At 71.1% G+C, this 22,481-nt stretch carries 18 protein-coding genes and 2 tRNA genes; 4 read left to right on the top strand and 16 right to left on the bottom strand.

The window, feature by feature from the left end:
- Window positions 1–85: 85 nt before the first annotated feature.
- Window positions 86–1,960, bottom strand: a complete 1,875-nt coding sequence (gene lepA / locus ACIP89_RS02295; RefSeq protein ID WP_401921431.1) for a translation elongation factor 4 — start codon at window positions 1,958–1,960, stop codon at window positions 86–88.
- Window positions 1,961–2,185: 225 nt separating this feature from the next.
- Here lepA and rpsT point away from each other — a divergent pair, with 225 nt between their 5' ends.
- The gene (gene rpsT, locus ACIP89_RS02290) at window positions 2,186–2,452 is read left to right on the top strand and encodes a 30S ribosomal protein S20 (RefSeq protein WP_401921432.1); all 267 of its coding nucleotides are present in this window, start codon (window positions 2,186–2,188) and stop codon (window positions 2,450–2,452) included.
- 476 nt (window positions 2,453–2,928) lie between these two features.
- On the opposite strand, the gene holA is transcribed toward rpsT, so the two are convergent.
- Complete coding sequence (gene holA / locus ACIP89_RS02285) at window positions 2,929–3,915, bottom strand: DNA polymerase III subunit delta (protein ID WP_401922154.1); 987 nt, start codon at window positions 3,913–3,915, stop codon at window positions 2,929–2,931.
- A 111-nt stretch (window positions 3,916–4,026) separates the two neighbouring features.
- Between holA and ACIP89_RS02280 the strand changes: the two genes are divergently transcribed.
- Entirely contained in the window at window positions 4,027–4,272 is a 246-nt protein-coding gene (locus tag ACIP89_RS02280) for a hypothetical protein (RefSeq protein ID WP_401921436.1), read from the top strand.
- A 46-nt stretch (window positions 4,273–4,318) separates the two neighbouring features.
- Here the strand turns inward: ACIP89_RS02280 and ACIP89_RS02275 are convergent, their stop codons facing one another.
- Window positions 4,319–5,203 carry a YceI family protein gene (locus ACIP89_RS02275; protein ID WP_402112505.1) on the bottom strand — a complete coding sequence of 295 codons (885 nt, stop codon included), beginning with the start codon at window positions 5,201–5,203 and terminating at the stop codon, window positions 4,319–4,321.
- A 187-nt stretch (window positions 5,204–5,390) separates the two neighbouring features.
- A complete protein-coding gene (locus ACIP89_RS02270; RefSeq protein ID WP_402112504.1) occupies window positions 5,391–6,221 on the bottom strand; it encodes an arylamine N-acetyltransferase in 831 nt (276 codons plus the stop codon).
- A gap of 101 nt (window positions 6,222–6,322) precedes the next feature.
- Here ACIP89_RS02270 and ACIP89_RS02265 point away from each other — a divergent pair, with 101 nt between their 5' ends.
- Entirely contained in the window at window positions 6,323–6,778 is a 456-nt protein-coding gene (locus ACIP89_RS02265) for a pyridoxamine 5'-phosphate oxidase family protein (protein WP_402112501.1), read from the top strand.
- A 53-nt stretch (window positions 6,779–6,831) separates the two neighbouring features.
- Here the strand turns inward: ACIP89_RS02265 and ACIP89_RS02260 are convergent, their stop codons facing one another.
- From ACIP89_RS02260 to ACIP89_RS02225, 8 genes are all read right to left on the bottom strand, one after another.
- Window positions 6,832–9,546 (bottom strand): ComEC/Rec2 family competence protein, encoded by a 2,715-nt coding sequence (locus ACIP89_RS02260; protein ID WP_402112498.1) that lies wholly within the window; start codon window positions 9,544–9,546, stop codon window positions 6,832–6,834.
- Window positions 9,543–10,238, bottom strand: coding sequence for a helix-hairpin-helix domain-containing protein (locus ACIP89_RS02255; protein ID WP_402113466.1), 696 nt, complete (start codon window positions 10,236–10,238; stop codon window positions 9,543–9,545). Before ACIP89_RS02255 ends, ACIP89_RS02260 begins: the two co-directional genes overlap by 4 nt.
- Before the next feature lie 708 nt (window positions 10,239–10,946).
- On the bottom strand, window positions 10,947–11,792 hold the full coding sequence (locus ACIP89_RS02250) for a DegV family protein (protein WP_402112495.1): 846 nt from the start codon (window positions 11,790–11,792) through the stop codon (window positions 10,947–10,949).
- A 264-nt stretch (window positions 11,793–12,056) separates the two neighbouring features.
- Window positions 12,057–12,821 carry a hypothetical protein gene (locus tag ACIP89_RS02245; RefSeq protein ID WP_402112492.1) on the bottom strand — a complete coding sequence of 255 codons (765 nt, stop codon included), beginning with the start codon at window positions 12,819–12,821 and terminating at the stop codon, window positions 12,057–12,059.
- 182 nt (window positions 12,822–13,003) lie between these two features.
- Complete coding sequence (gene leuS / locus ACIP89_RS02240; RefSeq protein ID WP_402112491.1) at window positions 13,004–15,877, bottom strand: leucine--tRNA ligase; 2,874 nt, start codon at window positions 15,875–15,877, stop codon at window positions 13,004–13,006.
- A gap of 295 nt (window positions 15,878–16,172) precedes the next feature.
- Window positions 16,173–16,245: transfer RNA gene (locus tag ACIP89_RS02235), tRNA-Ala, on the bottom strand.
- A 111-nt stretch (window positions 16,246–16,356) separates the two neighbouring features.
- On the bottom strand, window positions 16,357–16,590 hold the full coding sequence (locus ACIP89_RS02230) for a hypothetical protein (RefSeq protein ID WP_024494568.1): 234 nt from the start codon (window positions 16,588–16,590) through the stop codon (window positions 16,357–16,359).
- 178 nt (window positions 16,591–16,768) lie between these two features.
- The gene (locus ACIP89_RS02225) at window positions 16,769–18,262 is read right to left on the bottom strand and encodes an MFS transporter (protein WP_402112488.1); all 1,494 of its coding nucleotides are present in this window, start codon (window positions 18,260–18,262) and stop codon (window positions 16,769–16,771) included.
- Between the two features lie 102 nt (window positions 18,263–18,364).
- Here ACIP89_RS02225 and ACIP89_RS02220 point away from each other — a divergent pair, with 102 nt between their 5' ends.
- Window positions 18,365–19,279: a helix-turn-helix transcriptional regulator gene (locus tag ACIP89_RS02220; RefSeq protein WP_402112486.1), complete on the top strand. Its 915-nt coding sequence runs from the start codon at window positions 18,365–18,367 to the stop codon at window positions 19,277–19,279.
- Between the two features lie 3 nt (window positions 19,280–19,282).
- Here ACIP89_RS02220 and ACIP89_RS02215 read toward each other — a convergent pair.
- From ACIP89_RS02215 to ACIP89_RS02200, 4 genes are all read right to left on the bottom strand, one after another.
- Window positions 19,283–19,355, bottom strand: a tRNA-Ala gene (locus ACIP89_RS02215).
- Window positions 19,356–19,483: 128 nt separating this feature from the next.
- Window positions 19,484–20,137: a histidine phosphatase family protein gene (locus ACIP89_RS02210; RefSeq protein WP_402113463.1), complete on the bottom strand. Its 654-nt coding sequence runs from the start codon at window positions 20,135–20,137 to the stop codon at window positions 19,484–19,486.
- Complete coding sequence (gene rsfS / locus ACIP89_RS02205; RefSeq protein ID WP_311305738.1) at window positions 20,134–20,565, bottom strand: ribosome silencing factor; 432 nt, start codon at window positions 20,563–20,565, stop codon at window positions 20,134–20,136. The genes ACIP89_RS02210 and rsfS overlap by 4 nt, the downstream gene beginning before the upstream one ends.
- Window positions 20,566–20,737: 172 nt before the next feature.
- Window positions 20,738–22,480: an LCP family protein gene (locus ACIP89_RS02200; RefSeq protein WP_402112484.1), complete on the bottom strand. Its 1,743-nt coding sequence runs from the start codon at window positions 22,478–22,480 to the stop codon at window positions 20,738–20,740.
- Window position 22,481: the final 1 nt, after the last annotated feature.

Below are 22,481 nucleotides of genomic sequence, written 5' to 3'. Positions count from 1 at the left end.
CGAACGGGCCCCCGCTCCGCAGCTTTCTGCGATGCGGGGGCCCATGGTTCTACCGATCAGTAGGGTCGGCGGGCGGGCACCAGGGTCACTTCTTGGCCTTGCCTTCCCCGGCGGACTCGTCGGTCGACAGTACGGAGATGAACGCGTCCTGCGGCACCTCCACGTTGCCGACCATCTTCATCCGCTTCTTGCCTTCCTTCTGCTTCTCCAGCAGCTTCCGCTTACGGGAGATGTCACCGCCGTAGCACTTGGCGAGGACGTCCTTGCGGATGGCGCGGACCGTCTCACGGGCGATGACCCGGGAGCCGATGGCCGCCTGGATCGGCACCTCGAAGTTCTGCCGCGGGATGAGCTTCTGCAGCTTGGCGACGAGCCGGACGCCGTACGCGTACGCCTTGTCCTTGTGCGTGACCGCGGAGAACGCGTCGACCTTGTCGCCGTGCAGCAGGATGTCGACCTTGACGAGGTCGGCGGACTGCTCGCCGGTGGGCTCGTAGTCGAGCGAGGCGTAGCCGCGGGTCTTGGACTTCAGCTGGTCGAAGAAGTCGAAGACGATCTCCGCGAGCGGCAGGGTGTAGCGGATCTCGACCCGGTCCTCGGAGAGGTAGTCCATGCCGAGGAGGGTGCCCCGGCGCTGCTGGCACAGCTCCATGATCGCGCCGATGAACTCGCTGGGCGCCAGGACGGTGGCCCGGACGACCGGCTCGTGCACCTTGTCGATCTTGCCCTCGGGGAATTCACTCGGGTTGGTGACGGTGTGCTCGGCCCCGTCCTCCATCTCGACCCGGTAGACCACGTTGGGCGCGGTGGCGATGAGGTCGAGGCCGAACTCCCGCTCCAGCCGCTCCCGGACCACGTCGAGGTGGAGCAGGCCGAGGAAGCCGACGCGGAAGCCGAAGCCGAGCGCCGCGGAGGTCTCGGGCTCGTACACCAGGGCGGCGTCGTTGAGCTGGAGCTTGTCGAGGGCCTCGCGCAGGTCCGGGTAGTCCGATCCGTCCAGCGGGTACAGGCCGGAGAACACCATCGGCTTGGGGTCCTTGTAGCCGCCCAGCGCCTCGGTCGCCCCCTTGTTCAGGGAGGTGATCGTGTCACCGACCTTGGACTGCCGGACGTCCTTCACGCCGGTGATGATGTAGCCGACCTCACCCACGCCGATGCCGTCGGACGGCGTCATCTCCGGGGAGGAGACGCCGATCTCCAGCAGCTCGTGGGTGGCGCCGGTGGACATCATGCGGATGCGCTCACGCTTGTTCAGCGAACCGTCGACGACCCGGACGTACGTCACGACGCCCCGGTACGAGTCGTAGACCGAGTCGAAGATCATCGCGCGGGCCGGGGCGTCGGCCTTGCCGACCGGCGCCGGGACGTCCCTGACCACCCGGTCCAGCAGCGCGTCCACGCCGACGCCGGTCTTGGCGGAGACCTTCAGCACATCCTCCGGCTGGCAGCCGATGAGATTGGCCAGCTCCTCGGAGAACTTCTCGGGCTGGGCGGCCGGAAGGTCGATCTTGTTGAGCACCGGGACGATGGTGAGGTCGTTCTCCATCGCCAGGTAGAGGTTGGCGAGGGTCTGGGCCTCGATGCCCTGCGCGGCGTCGACCAGCAGGACCGTGCCCTCACAGGCGGCGAGCGAGCGGGAGACCTCGTAGGTGAAGTCGACGTGCCCCGGGGTGTCGATCATGTTGAGGACGTGGGTGCGGCCCTGGTCCTCGCCGACGGTGGGCGCCCAGGGCAGCCGTACCGCCTGGGACTTGATGGTGATGCCACGCTCGCGCTCGATGTCCATCCGGTCGAGGTACTGAGCGCGCATCTGCCGCTGGTCGACCACACCGGTCAGCTGGAGCATCCGGTCGGCAAGGGTCGACTTGCCGTGGTCGATGTGCGCGATGATGCAGAAATTGCGGATCAGCGCCGGGTCGGTACGGCTCGGCTCGGGCACGTGGAGAGGAGTCGCGGGCACGCAGGGTCCTGATTCTTGAGACGCCGAACGCCGTGTCTCGGGTCGATGTCGGGTCGGTCGGATCTGTACTCGGATCTGTACGTAGCTCCCATCGTCCCACGCCCGGGGAGCGGAGACCGGTTTGGGCCGGTCGGAGCGCGGCTGCTACCGTGGACAGCTGTGCCTCGTGGCATTCCTGCCGCAGGGCGCACATCGAAGATCCAACGAACCTGAAAAGGCTCTTTCGTGGCGAACATCAAGTCCCAGATCAAGCGGAACAAGACCAACGAGAAGGCGCGCCTGCGCAACAAGGCCGTCAAGTCGTCGCTCAAGACCGCAATCCGCAAGGCCCGCGAGGCCGTCGTCGCGGGTGACGCCGAGAAGGCCACTGTGGCCGTCCGCGACGCCTCCCGTGCGCTCGACAAGGCTGTCTCGAAGGGTGTCATCCACAAGAACGCCGCCGCCAACAAGAAGTCGGCGCTGGCCATCAAGGTTGCCACCCTCCAGGGCTGAGCATTCCCGATGTGATCGCCGGAACGGACCCAGCGGGCCCTCTCTCCCGCTCCTGACCGGCACCCCGCGCCGCACACCGAACCTGCGTTCGCCACGCGGGTGCGGCGCACCAAGCACAGACCGAAGGCCCCGTCCGTTCCCCTCCCCAGGGAAACACCCGGGGCCTTCGTCATGCGCGCACCCAGTCCGGCCAGGCCCAGCCCGCCCGGCGCTTGAGGACACGCACCGGCCACAGGCCAAGGCACACCCCGGCACAGCCCAGCCGTCCGCCGACTGAGAACACACACCGACCGCACCTCAAAGCCGACCCCGGCAGTCCCAGTCCTCCGGCGCTTGAAGACACGCGCGCCGAGCACAGGCCAGCCCACTCGGCACAGCCCAGCCCGTCCGCCGATCGAGGACCGCCCGGACGGCAGGTTCAGGCCCGTCCGGCGCTTGAGGACACCACCGCCGGCCCCCGAACGGCGCCGCGCCCCCTACCGCCCCGTGCGAGCGGCCCGCGCCACCGCCACCACGGCCTTCTCCAGCGCGTACGCCGGATCGTCCCCACCGCCCTTGACCCCCGCATCCGCGTCCGCGACCGCCCGCAGCGCCACCGCGACCCCGTCAGGCGTCCACCCGCGCATCTGCTGCCGCACCCGGTCGATCTTCCACGGCGGCATGCCCAGCTCACGGGCGAGATCCGCCGGCCGCCCCCCGCGCGCCGACGACAGCTTGCCGATCGCCCGCACGCCCTGAGCGAGCGCGCTGGTGATCAGGACGGCCGCCACCCCCGTCGACAGCGACCAGCGCAGCGCCTCCAGCGCCTCCGCCGCCCGCCCCTCGACCGCCCGGTCGGCGACCGTGAAGCTCGACGCTTCCGCACGCCCCGTGTAGTAGCGCGCGACGACCGCCTCGTCGATCGTGCCCTCGACGTCCGCGACGAGCTGCGACACCGCACTCGCCAGTTCCCGCAGATCGCTGCCGATGGAATCGACCAGCGACTGGCACGCCTCCGGTGTCGCCGAGCGCCCCAGCGTCCGGAACTCACCCCGTACGAACGAGAGCCGCTCGGCCGGCTTGGTGGTCTTCGGACAGGCGACCTCCCGGGCACCCGCCTTGCGTGCCGCCTCCAGCAGCCCCTTGCCCTTGGCGCCGCCCGCGTGCAACAGCACGAGCGTGATCTCCTCGACCGGATCGTCCAGGTACTTCTTGACGTCCTTGACCGTGTCGGCGGCGAGATCCTGCGCGTTGCGCACGATCACCACCTTGCGCTCCGCGAAGAGCGACGGGCTGGTCAGCTCGGCGAGCGTGCCCGGCTGGAGCTGGTCGGAGGTGAGGTCCCGGACATCCGTATCGGCGTCGGACGCACGGGCCGCCGCCACCACCTGCTGCACGGCGCGGTCCAGGAGCAGGTCCTCCTGGCCCACGGCGAGCGTGAGCGGGGCGAGCGGGTCGTCGGTGGAATTCCTTCTGGTGGCCATCGCCGTCCAGCATCCCACGCGCCACTGACAGCCCGGCCGGCCACTGCCGGGCCGCGACCGTCCGGGCTGCCGCTGTCGGGGCCGCCGCCACCCGTGCCGGAGAATGGGCGGGTGAGCGATGAGAGACATGTGCTGGTGCTGCCCGACCGCGATACGGCGCAGGAGGTGGCGGACGAGCTGTCCGACCGGTTCGGGGTCACCGAGGAGCCGCAGCTCGTGCGCGACGCCCTGGCCGGCGAGGACGACGCGGAGGACGCCCAGTGGCTGGTGGTCGTGGAGGACCCGGACCGGCGGCTGGACGCCGCCGCTCTCGACGGGTTCGCCGCGGAGTACGAGGGGTGGCTGGAGACCCCTTAGGGAACGCCGGACGGGCTCCGGCTCCTCGGGACCCGTCCGGACGGGCTCAGCCCTTCGGGACTATCTGGATGTCCATGTCTATGGAGATGCTGGAGCCGACAGCGGCGATCCCACGGCCCAGCATGGTCTGCCAGGTGAGGGTGAAGTCCTCGCGGTGCAGCTCGGTGGTGGCCCGGCAGGCGGCCCTCGTCTCGCCCTCCAGGCCGTTGCCGAGGCCGAGGTAGTGGGTGTCCAGCGTGACCGTACGGCTTACGCCGTGCAGGGTGAGCGCGCCGCTCACGCCCCAACGGGTGCCGCCGCGGTGGACGAACCGGTCGCTGTAGAACTCCAGCGTCGGATAACGGCCGACGTCGAGGAAGTCGCCGGAGCGCAGGTGGTCGTCGCGCATCTGGACGTTCGTGTCGATCGAGGCGGCGTCGATGATCACGTGCATGGCCGAGTTCTCCATGCGGTCGGCGATCCGGACCGCGCCCGCGAAGGTGTTGAACCGGCCGTGGATGCGGGCCATGCCGATGTGCCGGGCCGTGAAGCCGATCTGCGAGTGCATCGGCTCGATCTCCCACTCGCCCGGGTCGGGCAGCTGCGGAGGCGCGGACATCTGAAGGGTCACATCGCCCAGACCCGCGTGCTCGCCCTCGGTGACCGAGGCCGCGCCGTGGAACGGGGTGAAGCCCTCAGCCGTGACGGCCAGCCGGTACTCCCCCGCCGGGACGGTGGCGAGGACGTTGCCGTACGGGTCCGTCTCACCGGCGACGATCTTGCGCCCCGTGGCGTCCGTGACCACGAAGTCGGCCTGCCGGACGGCTTCGTTGACCGGGTCGAGCACTCGGCAGCTGAGGACTCCCGCCGAGTCCGGTACGGCGAGTCCCGCGAGGGCGCTGCCGCGCACGGCACCCGTCGCTCCCTTGTTTCCGAGCCAACGGCCGAACATGTTCACGTACTCCCCGGGGGCGTCTTCACCTTGGGGCCGGACGGCTGGACTTCGTTGTCGGAGCAGCGGCCCGCCGACGATCATGCATTCGATCACCCTTGTGGCGTTCGAGGCAAACAGAGCATCTCTGCGACGGTTGGGCGGAGGTGTTACCGAAGGTCCGACTTTTTCACTCCGTTTGTGTGTGTCACCCATTCGGGGCGGCCGGACCGTCCCTGCGGACGGTGGGCAGCCGGTCGAGGTCGAGCCCGAAGTGCTCGCGGTACGCGGCGAGCACCTCCGCGTCGCCCCCCAGCGGGGTCTCGTGCCGCTCGCCGCCGGCCGTGGTGACGAGCTTGCGGCCGCTGAGCGTGATCCGGCCGGTGGCGGTGAACCGGGAGCAGACCGTGGACCGGGTGAAGCCGGAGTCGGGTGAGGTGCGGTGGTACCAGGCACCGGCCCGGAAGTCCGCCAGCACCCGGGGCCGCGGGTCCAGCAGGAACTGCGGCACACCGTCACGCAGCACCTCGACGTCTCCGTAGCGCTCTCCGTCCTCCCCGGCGGCCCGACTGATCCGGAAGGTGCCTCGCGGGTCCTCCTGCCCGGTGCGGTCGTCGAGCGCGAGCGGCTGCTGTGCGTGGTCACCGAAGCCGACGTCCGCGAGCCACGGACCGGTGCCGTCGTCCGTCCCCACCCGGAGCGCCAGGTGGTCGTAGGGAATGCCGGGCTTCCCGTCCTTGCCTTGGACCCGGCCCTGGAGCAGCGTGACCTCGAAGCCCAGCTCCCGCAGCAACACGGCGAATGCCCCGTTGAGTTCGTAGCAGAACCCGCCGCGGCGGCCGGCCACGATCTTGTCGAGGAGTGCCCGCTCCTCCAGCACGATGTCCTCGCCGAGATGGATCGAGAGGTTCTCGAAGGGCACGGCGGTGAGGTGGCGCAGTTGGAGCTCGCGCAGTGCCGCCGCGTCGGCGCGGGCGGGCCGGGTGGCGCCGATGCGTGCGAGGTAGGAGTCGACGGTGTGCGGCAGATGCGGGTCCATCCCGGCAGTCTGTCCCGGTGTGGGGTGGCCCGCCATGAGGCGGTGGTCCTAGGACCGGCGGCGGAGGCGCGGTGCCGGGTGCACTGGCTAGCGTGCGGGACATGACGAAGCACGAGCCGGCCCGCGGCCGGGAGCAGCGCAAGCAGGATGCGCTCGACCGCCTGGAGCAGGACGAGGACGCCTGGGTGTCCACCGCCTCGCCGGACGGCGTACCGACCCTGGTGCCGCTGTGGTTCCTGTGGGACCGGGGGACGTTGTTGATGGCCACCCGGCGCACCAACCCCACCGCGGTCAACGTGACATCGACCGGGCAGGCCCGGATCGCGGTGGGACACACCCGCGATGTGGTCCTCGTCGAGGCGACGGCCGAGGTGATCGAAGGGGCGGACCTCGCCCCGGAGTCGGGCGACGCCTTCGCCGCCAAGTTCGACTGGGATCCGCGGAACAGCCCCGCCTGGGTGTACCTGCGCTTCGCTCCGACCGCGATCAGGGCGTGGCGCGAGGCGAACGAGCAGGCCGGCCGCGAACTGATGGCCGATGGCCGATGGCTGGACTGAGCCCGGCACGGTGGACCGGCGCCCCGAAGAAGGTGGCTGGAGTGACGGTGAGGTCATGACCGGCCCACCGCCCGCAGCCCCGGCCCGGCGCCCGTCACCGCGATCGCACCGTCCCTGTCGGTGCGGAGCACCACCGCTCCCCCGGCCCTGAGCGTCTCGACCGTCCCGGCGGCCGGATGCCCGTACGGATTGTCCCCACCCACGCTGACCAGGGCGAACCTCGGACGCACGGCCCGGAGCAGGGCGGCATCCTGGTATGCCGAGCCGTGGTGGGCGACCTTGAGCACATCCACCCGGGGCAGGGCCGGATAGCTGCGCAACAGCCGCTGCTGAGCGGGGGGTTCGAGGTCACCGGGGAGCAGCAGCGTGAGCCCGCCGGTCCGCACGAACAGGGTGACACTGGCATCGTTCGGCCCCTGCGGCAGGGGCTCCGCCACCAGACCCGCCGGGCCCGCAGACGCACCGCCCACCGGCCACAGCACCTGCCAGTCGAGCGTGCCGATCCGGCGGCGCTCACCGGGGACGGTCCGCACCACGGAGACCCGGGCCGCCGCTGCCGTTCTCCTCACGAACGCGGCCTGCTCCGGCGGTTCGTCCAGGCTCGTCGTCTGGATCACGCCCACCGCCCGGCCCCGCAGAACACCGGGCAGACCCCGGACGTGGTCTGCGTGAAAATGGGTCAGCAGCAACAACGGGACCCGGGTGATCCCCAGGTCACGCAGGCACCGGTCCGCGAGCCGGGGATCCGGTCCGGTGTCGACGACCACACCCGAGCCGGGCCCCGCCGCGAGCACCAGGGCATCGCCCTGGCCCACGTCGCACATCGCGAACGCCCACCCGGGCGGCGGCCATCCGGTCAGCACCCGGGTCAGCGGTACCGGGCGCACCACCGCGAGCACCAGGAGCAGCGCCGCGGCGCAACAGACCCAGGGGTGCCGTCCGACGCGTCGGGCGCACAGCACCACCAGCCCGGTCAGCACGGCCAGCAGCAGCGCGCCCGTCCGGCCGTCGGGCCAGTCGATCTCCGCACCCGGCAGCGCCGCACCGGTCCGGGCCACAGAGGCGATCCACCCGGCCGGCCACCCCGCCACCCGGGCGAGCAGCCCGGCCACCGGCATGGCCACCGGAGCCAGGGCCAGCGCGGCGAACCCGAGCACCGTGGCAGGCGCCACCGCGAACTCGGCCAGCAGGTTGCACGGGATCGCCACCAGGCTCACCCGGGAGGCGAGCAGCACCACAACGGGCGAGCACACCGCCTGCGCCGCCGCCGCGGCAGCCAGTGCCTCGGCCAACCGGGGCGGCACCCGGCGCCGTTGCAGGGCGCCACTCCACCGCGGGGCGATGGTCAGGAGCGCGCCGGTGGCCAGCACCGACAGAACGAATCCGTAGCCGCGCGCCAGCCAGGGGTCGTAGAGCACCAGCAGCAGAACGGCGGCTGCCAGCGCGGGGATCAGTGTCCTGCGCCGCCCGGTGCCGATGGCGAGCAGAGTGATCAGACCGCAGGCCGCGGCCCGCAGCACACTGGGTTCGGGCCGGCAGACGAGGACGAACGCGAGCGTCAGGCCGCCGCCGAGCAGGGCGGTCATCCGCAACGAGATCCCCAGCACGGGTGCCAGTCCGCGGCGTTCGGCCCGCAGTGCGCTGCCGGGCGGTCCGATGAGCAGGACCAGCAGGATCGCCAGGTTGGCACCCGAGACCGCCATCAGATGGGTGAGGTCGGTCGCCCTGAACGCGTCGTGCAGTTCCGGCGTGATCCGGGTGGTGTCACCGACGACCAGTCCGGGCAGGAGCGCCCGCGCATCGGGGCCGAGCCCCTCGGTCGCGGTGCGCAGCCCGGCGCGCAGTCTGCCCGCCGTGCGCTGGACGAGCGTGGGCGGGCCGGTGACGCGGGGCGGTCCCTTGCCGACGGGGCGAAGAACCGCGACGGCCCGCTCCCCGCCGTGCAGCGGGGGCGCCAGCCGGCCGCTGATCCGTAACCGGGTGGAGGGCAGCAGCCGCTGCCAGCGCTCCGCCGCACCGCCGGGTGTGACGACGAGCAGCACCGGTGTGCGCAGCCGGGCAGCCTTGCCGCCGGGCCCCGTCCGCAGCCGGGTGATCTCGGCGTCCAGGAGCAGGGCTGCGGGAGTGCTGCGGTCACCGCGTACCCGGGGGAAGGTCTGGCGGGCGTCGGAGGTGAGGGTGATCTCCGCCTCGATCCTCGCGAACTGCCGGGCCAGCTCGGGCACCGGCCCCTGCCGCACGTCGGCGCTGTGTAGCCCGGCCGACGCCGCCCCGGCGGCCGCACAGAGGAGCACCGCCGCAGCCGTCGTCGCGTGCGGACGCCACCGCCCGTCGCCCACCGTGTCCGCACGCCGCCGGACGGAACGGACGGACGGACATCCCGACGGAGGCCGGACTCCCGACCCAGCCGGGGCTCCTGGCACAGGCCGGGCGCCCGCCCCGGACGGGGCTCCCGGCACAGATCGGGCGCCCGCCCCGGACTGGACCCCCGACCCGGACGGGACCCCCGACCCGGACCGGAACCCAGGCAGACGCCGGAATCCAGGCACACGCCGGGGTCCAGCCACGGCCAGGAGGACCATGGCCGCTCCGAGGCAGAGCACCACCCCGGCCGCCGCCCACCGGCCCGGCGCTCCCACCGTCAGCGCGGCCGAGGCCCAGGCCGCCAGTGCCGGAGGGACCAGTCGCAGATCGGCCGGACCCTCCTGCCGGGGATCGGCGTCCCCGAGCCGTCGGCCCGACGCCGTGTGGACGTCCCCGGCGCTCACGGTCGCACCAGCGGCTGGAGGTCGGCGAACCGGCGGTCGCCGATCCCCGTGACCTCGTGGAGTTCGTCGACGGACCGGAAACCACCGTGCTGGGTGCGGTAGTCGACGATGTGCTGGGCGAGAACGGGCCCCACTCCGGGCAGGGTTTCGAGCTGATCGGCGGTCGCGCCACTGAGGCTCACCGGTCCGGTCGCGGGACCCGTGGCCGCCGGACCCGCGCCGCCGGCCGCACCGCCCGCACCTCCCGTAACCACGCCGGGCGGTGCGCCCACCAGGATCTGTTCCCCGTCCACGAGCACCCGGGCCCGGTTGAGGCCGTCGAGATCCACACCGGGCCGGACCCCGCCCGCCGCCTCCAGTGCGTCAGTGACCCGGGCGCCGGACGGCAGCCGGTGAATGCCGGGCCGCCGCACCTTCCCGCTCACATCCACCACGATCCGACCGCCGGTCCCCCCGACGGCGGGCGGCGGCGCGGGGGACGGCTCGGGTACCCCCGCCCCGCCGGCCGCCGGGTCCACGTCGGCGCGCGGCACAGCGGCGTGCCTGGCCTCGCTGACGGAATCCGGGGCACGTACGCCTTCGGGGCGCGCGGACCAGAAGTGCATCCCGGCTAAGACGGCCGCCGCCACCAGGACAACGGTCAGCGCGGCGAGGGCCCTTGGCTCCAGACCGCATCTGAGCTGCACCCACATCGGCAGCCGATCCCGCAGCGCGGGAACCGCCCGCGCCCACCACCCCTCCCGTTCCGACCGCGGCGCCGGGCCGACCGGCGGCTCCGGGGTCGCCGCTTCCACCGCTTTCACTTCCGCAGCGGAGACCGCGTCCACTGCGGAAGCCGTGTCCGCTACGGAAGCCGTGTCCACTGCGGAAGCCGTGTCCGCTACGGAAGCCGTGTCCACTGCGGAAGCCGTCTCCACTGCGGAAGCCGTCTCCACTGCGGAAGCCGTGTCCACCACCTCTGACGTGCCCGCCACGCCCGCCGCCGGAACCGGACCCGGGTCCACGCCTGCCGTATGCCGGGCCACCCGCCCCTCGTATCCGCCCGCCATGAGCGCGTCCGCGCGGGAGCGCGAGGCCATAGCGGCAGCGGCTCGGTCCGGTGGGCGCCGCCGGCCGGGTCCGTAGCCCGCCCCGCTCCGGGCGGCGCGCCCGTCCGAGCCGGGAGCGCGTCCGGGCCCGCTGCCGGCCCCGCCGCCTCGTCCGCCGGTCCTGCCGAAGGAGCCGGTCCTGCCGAAGGGGGCGCTACGGCGGATTCCACCGCCGGGTCCACTGGTTGCACGATCTGATCGGGAAGCCATGCCTCACGACGTTAGGCACTTCCGCCGGAACCCGCCGAGCCCACCCAATTACGGTGGAAAACCTGCCCGTTGTGGATAACTCCACCACTCCGGACGGTGACATCAGCGCGGCGAGATCACAGCTCCCAGCAGCCCCGGTCCGGTGTGCGCGCCGATCACCGCACCCACCTCGCTGACGTGGAGATCGACCAGCCCGGGAACGCGCTCGGCCAGCCGCTCGGCCAGCCGCTCGGCCCGTTCCGGGGCCGCCAGGTGATGCACCGCGATGTCCACCCGCCCGCTGCCCGCCCGCTCGACGACGATCTCCTCCAGCCGGGCGATGGCCTTCGAGGCCGTTCGGACCTTCTCCAGCAGTTCGATGCGCCCGCCGTCCAGCTGGAGCAGCGGCTTCACGGCCAGGGCCGAGCCGAGCAGTGCCTGTGCGGCACCGATCCTGCCGCCGCGGCGCAGGTAGTCCAGGGTGTCGACGTAGAAGTACGCGGACGTGCCCGCCGCACGCTTCTCGGCGGCCGCCACCGCATCGTCCAGGCTGCCGCCCCCGTTTACGGCCTCCGCCGCCGCCAGGGCGCAGAAACCGAGGGCCATGGCGACCATCCCGGTGTCCACCACCCGCACCGGAACCGGCGCGTCCTTCGCCGCGAGCACGGCGGCGTCGTAGGTGCCGGAGAACTCCCCGGACAGGTGCAGCGAGACGACGCCGTTCGCACCGGCGTCGGCGGCCGCACGGTAGGTGGCGGCGAACACCTCGGGGCTCGGCCGGGACGTCGTCACGGGGCGGCGCTTCTGGAGCGCCAGCGCGAGGGAGCGGGCCGAGATCTCGGTACCCTCCTCCAGCGCCTGGTCACCGAGGACGACGGTCAGCGGCACCGCGGTGATGCCATGCCGTTCCATCGCCTCGGGCGGCAGGTAGGCCGTTGAATCGGTGACGATCGCGACATGGCGGGACATGAGCGGGAGGTTACCTTCCGGCGTGGTGGCTCGGCAGTCCGACCCTGCCCGAATGATCAGTTCCGGTCGCTTCGAGCCGCATCCTGCCATGCCCGGTACCGTTCGACGTGCCGGTCAGCGCCATGGCCCCGGCACGCGCCGCGCCTCTGCCCAGCCGCACAGGACGTCCGGTACTTCAGTTCGTGGTCCCGGGCCGCGGCTTCAGTTCATGGTTCCGGACCGTGACTCGGACCGCGCTTCAGTTCATGGTCCCGGACCGCGGCTTCAGTTCGTGGTCTCTGGCCGGGCCGACTTCTGCCACGGATAGGTGGTCTGCTGCCTCGGGTCCGCAGCCGTGATGGCCTCCGCGACCCCAGCGTCTCCCGACAGCCCGTTCCCGTTCCACTGCCCCTGCCCCTGCCCCTGCCCCTGCGGATGGGCGCTCCGGAAGGTTCCAGGGGCTCCGGGCGCTCCCGTCGGGTCCTGTCCGCCCGGCACCGGCTCCTCCGTCGTCCAGTGCCGCAGCGCACCGGCCTCCACGTCGATCTGCTCGTTCAGCGCGGCCAGATCGTCATCGGCGAACTGACGGGCCCGGTCACGCGCGGCCCAGCGCAACGAGTCCGCGGAGCGAGTGATCTCACCGGTGCGCTTCTTGAGGCTGGGCAGCAACGAGGCCACCGTCTTCTTGTCGGGCTCCCGCTCCAGCCTCTTCAGCTCGTCGTCCAGCTCACGGCCGTGCACGCTCAGCCGCTGGAAGAGACCCAGCGACTCGGACAGCGAGGCGTCCTCGGTCACGCCCGTCTGCAGGGCCTCCTGGGTGGCCCGCATCGAGGTGCGCAGCGAGAGGCGCAGCTGTGCCAGCTCCCCGGCGACGCCCACCTGTCCGTAGGTCTTCGCGCGCAGCGTGGTGTCCTCCACAGCGCGGCGCGCCTGCGTGATCGTGCGGTCCACCCCACGGCTGGCCGCTCGGATGAGCTTGACACTCACATAGATGCCCAGGGCCACGAACGCGACGACGAGCAGCCCCAGGATCAGGATCACGGCTTCCATGAGCGCCCCTCGGATGGTGTGACGGCTGCCGACACGTGTTTACCGGCCCCTCCACCGTAAACGGAACGGGCAGGCGGAGGGTTCCATCGGAACCCCCAACCTGCCCGTAGGGGAAAGCCCTCACACCGTGGCGAAGAGGCCGAACAGCTGGTGCGGCCTAGTGCCTGTCCGGCGGACAGGCACTAGGCCGGGACGATGTTCACCAGCTTCGGCGCCCGGACGATCACCTTGCGGATGCCCGCCCCGCCCAGCGCGGCGACGACGGCCGGGTCAGCCAGTGCCAGGGTCTCCAGCTCCGCGTCCGTGATCGACGGGGAGATCTCCAGGCGCGCCTTGACCTTGCCCTTGATCTGCACCACGCAGGTGACGGTCTCGTCGATGACGTACGCCGGGTCGGCCACCGGGAAGTCCTGGTGCACGACCGAGTCGGTGTGGCCCAGCCTGCGCCACAGCTCCTCGGCGATGTGCGGCGCCAGCGGCGCCACCAGCAGCACCAGCGGCTCCGCGACGGAGCGCGGCAGCGGGCCGCCCGCCTTGGTCAGGTGGTTGTTCAGCTCGGTGACCTTGGCGATGGCCGTGTTGAAGCGCATCCCGGCCATGTCACCGCCGACGCCGTCGATCGCCTTGTGCAGGGCGCGCAGCGTGTCCTCGCCGGGCTCGCTTTCGACGACGGTGACCTCGCCGCTCTCCTCGTCCACGATGTTGCGCCACAGCCGCTGCAGCAGCCGGTACTGGCCGACGACCGCGCGGGTGTCCCAGGGGCGCGAGACGTCCAGCGGGCCCATCGCCATCTCGTACAGGCGCAGGGTGTCCGCGCCGTACTCGCCGCAGATCTCGTCGGGCGTCACAGCGTTCTTCAGGGACTTGCCCATCTTGCCCAGGACGCGGGAGACCTTCTCGCCCTGGAAGTAGTAGGCCCCGTCGCGCTCCTCGACCTCGGCCGCCGGGACCGCGATGCCGCGGCTGTCCCGGTAGACGAACGCCTGGATCATGCCCTGGTTGTACAGCTTGTGGAACGGCTCTGCGGAGGAGATGTGTCCCAGGTCGTGCAGCACCTTGGACCAGAAGCGCGCGTACAGCAGGTGCAGTACGGCGTGCTCCGCGCCGCCCACGTACAGGTCGACACCACCGGTCGGCTGCCCCTCGCGCGGGCCCATCCAGTACTGCTCGATCGCCGGGTCGACCAGCTTGTCGCTGTTGTTCGGGTCCAGGTAGCGCAGCTCGTACCAGCAGGAACCGGCCCAGTTGGGCATGGTGTTGGTCTCGCGGCGGTACTTCTTCGGGCCGGCGCCGTCGCCCAGGTCCAGCGTGACGTTGACCCAGTCGGCGTTGCGGGACAGCGGGGTCTCGGGCTGGGTGTCGGCGTCGTCCGGGTCGAAGGTGCGCGGCGAGTAGTCGTCGACCTCCGGCAGCTCCAGGGGCAGCATCGACTCGGGCAGCGGGTGGGCGATGCCGTCCTCGTCGTACACGATCGGGAAGGGCTCGCCCCAGTAGCGCTGGCGGCTGAACAGCCAGTCGCGCAGCCGGAAGTTGACGGTGCCCTCACCGACACCGTGCTCCTTCAGCCACTCGGTGATGCGCGCCTTCGCGTCGACGACGCCCAGGCCGTCCAGCGAGATCTCGTCGTTCGCGGAGTTGACCAGCTTCGCGTCGTACGAACCGAAGGCGTCCTCCCACGTCGAGGCGTCCGTGCCGCGGTCGTCCGACGGCTCGACGACGCAGCGCATCGGCAGCTCGAAGGCGCGTGCGAAGGCGAAGTCGCGCGCGTCGTGCGCCGGTACGGCCATGATCGCGCCGGTGCCGTAGCCCATCAGCACATAGTCGGCGATGAAGACGGGGATCTGCTCGCCGCTGACCGGGTTGGTCGCGTACGCGCCGGTGAAGACGCCGGTCTTGTCCTTGGCCTCGGCCTGCCGCTCCACGTCGGACTTGGCGGCGGCCTGCTTGCGGTACGCGGTGACGGCCTCGGCCGGGTTCGCGTGTCCGCCGGTCCAGACCGGGTGGGTGCCCTCGGGCCAGGCGGCCGGGATGATCCGCTCGACCAGCTCGTGCTCGGGCGCCAGCACCATGTAGGTGGCACCGAACAAGGTGTCCTGGCGGGTGGTGAAGACGGTGATGCCGCCGGCGCCGTCGACCGGGAAGTCGACGCGCGCACCCTCGGAGCGCCCGATCCAGTTGCGCTGCTGCAGCTTGATGGCCTCGGGCCAGTCCAGCCCGTCCAGGTCGTTCAGCAGCCGGTCGGCGTAGGCGGTGATGCGCATGTTCCACTGGCGCAGCTTGGCCTTGAAGACGGGGAAGTTGCCGCGCTCGGAGCGGCCGTCGGCGGTGACCTCTTCGTTGGCCAGGACGGTGCCCAGGCCCGGGGACCAGTTGACGGGCGCGTCGGAGGCGTAGGCCAGGCGGTGGCCGCTCAGCACGTCGGCACGCTCGGCCGCGCTCAGCGCGCTCCAGTCGCGGCCGTCCGGGGTCGGGCGCTCACCGCTCTCGAACTGGGCGACCAGCTCGGCGATCGGCCGGGCCCGGTCGGCGTCCGCGTCGTACCAGGAGTTGAAGATCTGCAGGAAGATCCACTGGGTCCACTTGTAGTACTCGGACTCGATGGTGGCGAACGAGCGGCGCTTGTCGTGGCCCAGGCCCAGCCGGCGCAGCTGCGCCGTCATGTTCTCGATATTGGATTCGGTGGACAGCCGCGGGTGCGTGCCGGTCTGCACGGCGTACTGCTCCGCGGGCAGGCCGAAGGCGTCGAAGCCCAGGGTGTGCAGCACGTTGTGGCCGGTCATCCGCTGGTGACGGGCGAAGACATCGGTGGCGATGTAGCCCAGCGGGTGGCCCACGTGCAGGCCCGCACCCGAGGGATACGGGAACATGTCCATGATGAATTTCTTCGGCTTGGCGGCCAGCTCCGGATCGTCCGCCAGGTCGCCCGACGGATTGGGCGCCTCGTACGTGCCCTCGGCGTCCCAGAAGTCCTGCCAGCGTGCCTCGATGTCGGCGGCCATCGCTGCCGTGTAGCGGTGCGGCGCAGCAACGTCGGCTGCGGAATTCGTCTCGCTCATGATCCTCAAAGCTCCATCGATCGTCATCTGCCGGCGCCCACGTCTACGGACACGCGTCTACGGAAACGAAAAATCCCCTCGCACAGGAGGGGACGCCGCGCCGATGCCGACCAGGCATTCTCACCGGTCGGGAGTGATCAGCGCGGCTCGCTAAGCAGAAGGCGTACGGCACGCATGGCGTCAGGGTACCGCAATGACCCGGCCGCGGGGGGCCGGGGCCCACTCACCGGCGTGACCCGGCACATACGAGCAGCGGGCCATCCGATTCGGATGGCCCGCTGTTCGATCTTCACTGTGGAGCTAAGGAGAATTGAACTCCTGACCTCCTGCATGCCATGCAGGCGCTCTACCAACTGAGCTATAGCCCCGTGCTGCGCCGCCCGGTCTCCCGTGGCGACATCGAGAACATTACCGGTCACCCCGGCCGTCCACCAAATCGTTTCCGGTCCGCCCGGTTCCGGCTCGTCGGCGGGGCCGGGTCAGGCGGTGGCGAAGGAGTAGAAGCGCTTGAGCGTGCAGTGCTCCTCCAGCAGACGGCCGTAGATCGGCTCGCCCTCCAGCTCCCGGTAGGTCTCGATGGGGTCGCCCTTTATGACGAGTGCCCGCGCGCACTCCTCGCACCAGTACTGGTAGTCCGGGTTGACCGGATCCATGTCCCTGACGATGGGCGTACCGCTGCCGCACCAGTCGCACTTCCGCCTGTGGGCACCCATGGGTCAGCTCCGGACCGTGGGGGGCGAACCGCCGGCGGGACAGCCGACGCGTACGCGGGCCTCGGGAACAGGGGGCAGGTCCGGGACCTCGTGGCGACTCGCAGACATCGCGCACTCCCTCCCGTTCGGTCCGTCGCCCCCTCCGGCGGTCCGATTCTGCCATGACCCCGCAAGAGGGTCAGCCCTGCCGGGATGCCGTCGCCCGCCGACGCCGTACGAGACCCGCGAGCACACCCGCGACGGCGGCCGCCGACAGTGCGAGAGCGCATACCCACAGCGCCTCTCCGGAACCCTGCGCCCCTGGCGTACCAAGGCGGTTGAGGTAGAGCGTGCCGAACCCCGCGACACCGATCAGCTGGCCGAGCTGGGTGACGGTGACGAGTACGCCGCTCGCATCGGCGGCGTCCTCCGGCCGTACGTTCGCCAGGGCACCCGTAAGCGTGGGACTGAAGCCCAGCGCCAGGCCCGCGCCGATGACAACGAAGGCCGCATACAGGCCGATACCACCGTCTCCGCCGTCGCGCAGCAGGGAGCCGAGCAGCACCGAGCCGATCGCCACGAGCGCGAATCCGGCCGGGGTCAGGGCTCCCTGGAGCCGGGCCGGCCAGCGCCTCCAGGTCAGTCCGACCGCTCCGAAGGTCACCGCGGTCGGCACGAACATCAGTCCGCTGCGCAGCGCCGAATAGCCCAGACCCCCCTGGACATGCAGCGTCATCACAAAGAGGAAGCCCGCGTTGACGCCCATCACCAACAGGACGCGCAGCGCCGCCCGCGCGATGCCGGGGATACGGAGCACCCCGGGTGCGATGAGCGGGGCGCCGCCGCGCGCGGCCAGCCGCGTCTCGTACGCCGCGAACCCGGCGAGGAACACCGCGGAGGCGAGCAGACAGATCCAGGTCCAGTCGGGCCAGCCCAGCTCCTGCCCGAGCACCAGCGGGACGGTGAACAGGACGACGGCCGCGGCAAGCATCAGCAGCCCCGCCAGGTCGAGTCCACGGGCCCGTGCCGCTCGCCGGGCCTGCCCGGCACGCGGCTCGACCGGCAGCACGCGGACGCCGAGCACCAGCAGAACCAGCCCGATCGGCACGTTGACCAGGAAGACCGGCCGCCAGCCCGTCCCGAACAGATCGGCGCTGACCAGCACGCCGCCCAGCACCTGCCCGGCGGCGGCTCCGGTGGCCAGCACCGCCGCGTAGGCGCCCAGCGCGCGCACCCTCGCCTCGCCGCTGAAGTGCCGCTGGATCAGGCTGAGCACCTGCGGGATCATCACCGCCGCACCGATCCCCTGGATCACCCTGAAGGCGATCAACTGGCCCGTTCCGGCGGCGAGTCCGCAGGCGAGCGAGGCGGCGGTGAACACGGCGAGGCCCGCCAGATGGGCGCGGCCGTGCCCGAAGACGCTGCCGAGCCGGGCACCGGTGATGAGCAGAACGGCGTAGGAGATGGTGTACCCGGCCACCACGAGCTGCAACCCGGCCCCGGAGGCGCCGAGTTCGGTGCGGATCGTCGGGGCGGCGACGTTGACGATGAAGATGTCGAGCAGCGCCATGAACTGGGCCGCCAGCACCAGGGCGAGCAGCCGTCCGGGGCGGCTGTCAGTGGTGGGGGCTTTACTGGGCAGGGAACGTGGAGTTGCCTCGGAAGCCGTGCCCGTGGTCGCGGTCGTGGTCATGGACTCAAGGCTGGCCCCAGTCGCATACGGGTAACGAGAGCCCGCTGATGCTGGTACTGACAGCACCTGGCAACGCCCGGCGGGAACACCGACGATGGGGGTGTGACGACGGTGACGGCACAACATCGGGCAGCACAGGAACGACCGGGCCGGCGGCCCGAGCTCGCCGACTTCCTGCGCAGCCGCCGGGCCAGGGTGACCCCGGCCGACGTGGGCATGGCGCCGGGATTCCGGCGCCGCACCCCTGGCCTGCGCCGCGAGGAGGTCGCCCAGCTCTCCGGCGTCGGCGTCACCTGGTACACCTGGCTGGAGCAGGGCCGCCCGATCAACGCCTCCCCGCAGGTCCTGGACGCGGTGGCGCGCACGCTCCGACTGGACGCGCCGGAGCGCGAGCACCTCTACCACCTGGCGGAGGTGGCGTACATACCGGGCAGACAGGGCGACACGATCGAGGTCGGCCAAGAGATCCAGGGCATCATCGACGCGCTCGACCCGCACCCGGCGGTCGTCTACAACACGCGGTACGACGTGCTGGCCACCAACCCCGCCTACCGGGACCTCTTCGGCGTACCCGAGATGATGGACACCGGGATCCGCAACGTGCTGTGGGCGCTGTTCACGGTGCCCGCGAAGGACTGCCCGATCGTCCACCGCACCCGGGAACTGCCGCTCATGGTGGCGACCCTGCGGAGCGGCTACGGACGCCATACGGGCGAGCCCGCCTGGGAGACGTTCGTCGCGGCCCTCTCGGCGGCGAGCCCGTACTTCGCCCAGCTGTGGCGCAGCGGGGACGTCGCCCCGCCCGGCCCCCGGGTGAAGACCTTCCGGCACCACGCGGCGTCCGCCGACATACGGATGACGTCGGTGTCGCTCTCCGTGAACGGGCTGCCGGAGTGCCGGATCGTCGCCTATACCGCGGCCGACCGGGAGAGCGAGCGGCAGATGACGATGCTGCGTGGTCGCCGACAAGAAGATCCCGCCCCCTGTCGGGGACGGGATCTTCATCGTCGATCTTGATTGTGGAGCTAAGGAGAATTGAACTCCTGACCTCCTGCATGCCATGCAGGCGCTCTACCAACTGAGCTATAGCCCCGCTGTCCGCTGTGTTTCCCTGCGTTTCCGCGCTGCGAACAAGAAGAACTTTAGCCTGTGACCAGCCGGAAAGTGAAATCCGGCGGATGCCGCCCGAAGGAGGCGTCCGGGCACCGTGTGGGTGTCCGGTCAGTCGTCGTCGCCGAGCACCGGCTCGGGCAGTGTGCCCGCGTTGTGCTCCAGCAGACGCCAGCCGCGCGCGCCCTCGCCCAGCACCGACCAACAGCAGTTGGTCAGCCCGCCGAGCCCTTCCCAGTGGTGCGACTCCAGGCCCAGCAGCCGGCCGATGGTGGTCCGGATGGTGCCACCGTGGCTGACGACGACGAGCGTGCCGTCTTCCGGCAGCTTGTCGGCGTGTGCGAGCACGACGGGGGCGGCCCGGTCGGCCACCTCGGTCTCCAGCTCACCGCCGCCGCGCCGCACCGGCTCGCCGCGCTTCCAGGCGGCGTACTGCTCGCCGAACCGCCCCACGATCTCCTCGTGGGTGAGGCCCTGCCACGCGCCCGCGTAGGTCTCACGCAGACCGGGGTCGTGCGCGATACCGAGACCGGTGATCGCGGCGAGCTCGGCGGCCGTGGCCGCCGCCCTGCGCAGATCGGAGGCGACGATCGCGTCCGGCTTCAGCGAGGCGAGCAGCCGGGCGGCCCGACGGGCCTGCCCGACGCCCGTCTCGGTCAGCTCGATGTCCGTGGAGCCCTGGAACCTGCGCTCCAGGTTCCACGCCGTCTGGCCGTGTCGCCAGAGGACGATCCTGCGGCCCCTGCCGCTTGCGCTGCCGTTCAGCTCTGGTCACCTTCCGTGCCGCCGGTGAGCTGTGCGTGCTCCTCGGCCTTGCCGCGGGTCTTCACGGCGTCCTCGGGCAGAGCGATCTCGGGGCAGTCCTTCCAGAGGCGCTCCAGCGCGTAGAAAACGCGCTCCTCGCTGTGCTGGACGTGGATGACGATGTCGACGTAGTCGAGGAGGATCCAGCGGGCGTCGCGGTCACCCTCGCGGCGGACCGGCTTGGCGCCGAGCTTCTTCTGGAGCTGCTCCTCGATCTCGTCGACGATCGACTTGACCTGGCGGTCGTTGGGGGCCGAGGCCAGCAGGAAGGCGTCCGTGATCGACAGCACATCGCTGACGTCGTACGCAATGATGTCGTGCGCGAGCCGGTCGGCGGCCGCCTGAGCGGCAGCGTTGATGAGCTCGATGGAGCGGTCCGTGGCGGTCACAAGCAGGCTTTCGTCGGCGGGCAGATCAACCTCTAGGGTCTCACGGACCGCCGACACCCCACGCAGCCATTTTTCCGGAGATCATCCCGGCGCCCGCGGCGCCGGTCCCGGAACCACCGCGTGGTGGTTCCGGGACCGGCGCCGACGGCTCCCGGCCGGGCGGGACCAGGCCCTAGTCGACCTTGTAGTCCTGTCCGAGGACCACGGACACGTCCGCGTTCCCGGCCGGCTTGCCCTGCTTCACCGCGGTCGCCGGCAGATCCAGGGTCTTGGCGACCTGGGTCGCCTTCTCCTTGCCCGCGGCGTCCTTGTAGACGACCTCGGAGGAAGCCTCGGCGCCGGACTTGCCGCCGTTGACGAAGACGTAGCCGCCGTTGACCAGCTTGATCCGGGCGGACTCCGTGCCGCGGTCGCTGCCGGTGGCGTTCTTGATCGCGACCCGGACCGCCGCGTCCGCCGACGGGGCCTTGACCGTGCCGCCCAGGATGTCCTTGACGACGCTGTCCGCGGCCGAGTCGGTGAGGCTGCCGTCTTCCTGGACCGGCAGCAGCGCCGTCTTGTAGTCCCCGACCTTGGCGTGCTCCGCGAGCTTGGCCAGGGAGGCCCCGAGGTCCTTCTCGGGAAGTGAGGGATCGAGGATCTGGGCCAGCGTCTGCACGGTGACGGTGGCGGCCTTCGGATCGTCCGAGATCTTCCGCAGCACTCCGCGCATGACCTGCCCGAACCGCATCAGCTGCTTGGCCTCGGCCTCGTCGGGACCGCGGTAGGTGGCGTACGCGACGGCCATCGGGCCGCTGAGCGTCTGCGCCTTGCCCTTCTTCACCAGGGGCGAGGCCCCCTTCTTGGCGTCGGGCACATCGGTGTCGGTGTCGACGTCGATGTTCCCGACCAGGTCGACGAGGTTCTCCAGATACGGGGTGTCGAGCCGCCAGGTGCCGCTGATCTCGGTGCCGAGCAGCGTGTCGATCGACTCACGTGTGCCGGTGGTGCCGTCGTCCTCGACCGACTTGCCGAGCGTGCTCGTGTTGCCCTCCTCGTCCGAGACGGCGAGGGAGTTGGGGAGCAGGACGGTGGCTCCCTGCTTGGTGGTGACGTTGTCGACGAGCAGTGCCGTGGACGTACCGCCGCCCTTGGTGTTGTGGAGGTGGACCACGATGACGTCGCGCCGCTGCGGGCCGGTCGTCGCCGTGTCCTCCTTCTCCGAGCCGGAGAACCCGGGCAGCTTGCCCGCGGCCCACAGGTAACCGACGCCGCCGACCACGACCAGGGCCACCACGACTATCAGCGCGACCATCCGGTTGTGGCCGCGCCGCCGCGCCTCCTCCCGGCGCTCGCTGCGGCTCTCGGTGAACTTGAGCCAGTCGATGACGTCCTCGGAGTCCTCGTCGGGCTCCTCGATGAAGGAGAACTGCTCGGTGCGGTAGTCACGGTCGCCGCGGCGCTGCCCCGGAACGGCCGCTTCCGGCTCGGGGTCCGGGGCGGGCGCTGGTTCCCTCGGCGGCGGAACGGGCGTGGCGGCGGGAGAGGGTGGCGCGCTCTGCTGCGGGACGTTCCACTGGGTGGTGTCGACCGCGGCGGGCTGCTGCCCGGTGTCGTAGCCGTAGCCGTCGTACCCGTACCCCTGCTGGGGTTGGGACTGGGGCTGCTGGGCGGCGTACGGGTCGTACTGCTGCTGCGGGTCGGGCTGCTGTTGCTGCTGCTGTTGCTGTTGCTGCTGGGCATACGGGTCGTAGCCGTAGCCCTGATCCGTCTGGGTCGCCTGCGGGGGCTGTTGAGCCTGCTGTTGCTGCTGGCCGTACGGGTCGTACTGCTGCTGCTGCACGGGCTGCTGATAAACCGGCTGCCCGTACTCGTCGTAGCCGACGATCTGTGGCTGCTGGTAGTACGGGTCGTACGGGCTCTGTCGGTCGTTCACC

Origin of the sequence: Streptomyces sp. NPDC088730 (assembly GCF_044751215.1) — a bacterium.
GTDB lineage: Bacteria > Actinomycetota > Actinomycetes > Streptomycetales > Streptomycetaceae > Streptomyces.
The sequence above is the reverse complement of the archived record's forward strand: the minus strand, read 5'-3'. Positions and strand labels throughout refer to the sequence as shown.